We start from the raw sequence: 2,073 nt of genomic DNA, 5'->3' as shown, positions 1-2,073 counted from the left end.
CGCCACCCCCGCCGCCCCCGCGGCGCCCGGCGCCAACCTCGCCGCCCTCCGCGACCACAACACCGCCCTCGTCCTCGGCCTGCTGCGCGACGCCGGGCCGGAGGGCGCGAGCCGGGCCGAGCTGGCCGCCCGCACGGGCCTCACCCCGCAGGCCGTCAGCAAGATCACCGCGCGGCTGCGGGCCGCCGGCCTGGCCGCCGAGGCGGGCCGCCGGGCGTCCACGGGCGGCAAACCGCCCACCGTCCTGCGCCTCGTCCCGGACGCCGCGCACGCCCTCGGCGTGCACCTCGACCGCGACGCCCTGACGGTCACGCTCGTCGACCTCTCCGGCGCGGAGACCGCGACCCGCACGTCCCCCCTCGACCTCGGGGCGGACGCCGGGACGGTCCTGGACGCGGTGACGGAGGAGGCCGCGCGCGTGCGCGCCGCGGCGGGCGGCGCCCTCCTCGGCGCGGGCGTCGCCCTGCCCGGCCCCCTCGACCACCGCACCGGCGTCCTGCACCGCGTCACCGGCTTCCCCCGGTGGGACGGCTTCCCGCTGCGCGACGCCCTCGCCCGGCGGCTCGGCCTGCCCGTCGTCGTCGACAAGGACACCAACGCCGCCGCCCTCGGCCTCGTCCTCCGCGGCTGCGCCGGTCCGGCCGGCTCCTTCGCCTACCTCCACCTCGGCACGGGCCTGGGCGCCGGCCTTGTGCTGGGCGGCGCGGTCCACCGGGGCGCGCGCACGGGCGCGGGGGAGTTCGGCCACCAGGTCCTCGCGCTCGACGGCCCGCCGTGCCCCTGCGGCAACCGCGGCTGCATCGAGGTGCTCTGCCTGGCGGCCGTCGCCCGCGGCGACCGCGCGGAGGCGGCCCGGCTGCTGGGCACCGGCGCCGCCAACCTCGTACGCCTGCTGGACATCGACCGCGTGCTGCTCGGCGGCGGCACGCTCCTGCGGGACGCCGCCGCCTACGAGACCGGCGTGCGGGACGTGCTCGCCGCCGCGGGCAGCGGCGTTCCGGTGGCCGTCACCCCGGCCGGCGAGCGCACCGTCGTGGAAGGGGCCGCCGAGCTCGTCCTGGCGTCGCTGTTCGGCCGGGACGGGCAGGCCGGGCGCCTGGCCGGCCTCACGCACCCGGCCCCAGGAACCTCTCGACCCTGACCGAGGAGACCGCGACGGCGAACTCCTCCGGCAGCTCCGAGGCGTCGTCGCCCTCCTCGAACCGCTTGCTCGTCCCCGTGCCGCCCGGCCCCGTGGAGAGCGTGACCACCCACCGCGGCCGCGGGCCCTTACCCGGCCGGCCGCGCCAGGAGGGCAGCAGCACCGACCGCACGGGGCCGCCGCGCTCGTACGTGCCCGGCTCCAGCTCCTCCCAGCGGCCGCGGAAGTGCGGCGCCGAGAAGAGCGCGGGCAGGTCCTTGCCGGGGTAGTGCCCCAGGAACGGCTCCAGCAGGTCCCCGACCACGGGGAGACCGGCCAGGCCCGCCAGGGGGTTCCTCCGGTACGTCTCGGCGTCGTCCCCGCTCCGCGGGGCCCGCGCCCCGCCGCCGCGCTGCTCCGCCACCGCTACTCCGCCACCTCCGTGCGGCCCGACCACTCGTAGACCGGCAGCCGGCCCCCGGGCGTGTCCCACTGCCGCGAGGTCGCCCGGAAGTGTTCGTAACCGCCCCGGAAGGGCACCTTCACGTCCTCTCCCGGCGGCGGAGCCGGGACGATGTGCTCCGGGAGGCCCTCCGGCCCGCCCTGGAGGAAGCATTTCTCAGCAGTGGCCATGCCCCGATCCTGACCGGGCGGCGACCGGCCGGCACGGCCAGGCGCACCGGCTCCACTCGGATGACACGAAAATAGGCTCATCGGGCGGTATGTGACGGCTGGTCGGGGTACGCGACCGCGCCGGGCCGCGACCCGCGGGCGGCCGGGGGGAGGTACCAGGCAACCGGACCCCACGACCCCCACCGCAAAGGTCCCGCGATGCCCAAGCCCCGTGCGCTCGTCCTCGGCGCCACCGCGCTCGCGATCTTCTCGACGGCGGCCCCGAGACGTACGAGCGCGGCACTCGGCCCCGGAGTCGTTGCGCAGCTCCAGCCGCCAGG

The 2,073-nt window shown here is 78.3% G+C and carries 3 protein-coding genes; 1 reads left to right on the top strand and 2 read right to left on the bottom strand.

What is annotated here, in order from left to right:
• The coding region (locus tag ACSNOH_RS34635) for an ROK family protein (RefSeq protein ID WP_436725418.1) at nucleotides 1-1,141 on the top strand (1,141 nt) is incomplete at its 5' end.
• On the opposite strand, the gene ACSNOH_RS34630 is transcribed toward ACSNOH_RS34635, so the two are convergent.
• Nucleotides 1,107-1,544 carry a hypothetical protein gene (locus ACSNOH_RS34630; RefSeq protein WP_436725417.1) on the bottom strand — a complete coding sequence of 146 codons (438 nt, stop codon included), beginning with the start codon at nucleotides 1,542-1,544 and terminating at the stop codon, nucleotides 1,107-1,109. The two genes, ACSNOH_RS34635 and ACSNOH_RS34630, sit on opposite strands and share 35 nt — an antisense overlap.
• Before the next feature lie 2 nt (nucleotides 1,545-1,546).
• Nucleotides 1,547-1,753 carry a DUF5988 family protein gene (locus tag ACSNOH_RS34625; RefSeq protein WP_436725416.1) on the bottom strand — a complete coding sequence of 69 codons (207 nt, stop codon included), beginning with the start codon at nucleotides 1,751-1,753 and terminating at the stop codon, nucleotides 1,547-1,549.
• Between the last annotated feature and the right edge of the window lie 320 nt (nucleotides 1,754-2,073).

Source organism: Streptomyces sp. URMC 127, assembly GCF_051386535.1.
Lineage (GTDB): Bacteria > Actinomycetota > Actinomycetes > Streptomycetales > Streptomycetaceae > Streptomyces.
Note: the sequence above shows the minus strand (reverse complement) of the source record. Positions and strands in the feature narration are given on the sequence as shown.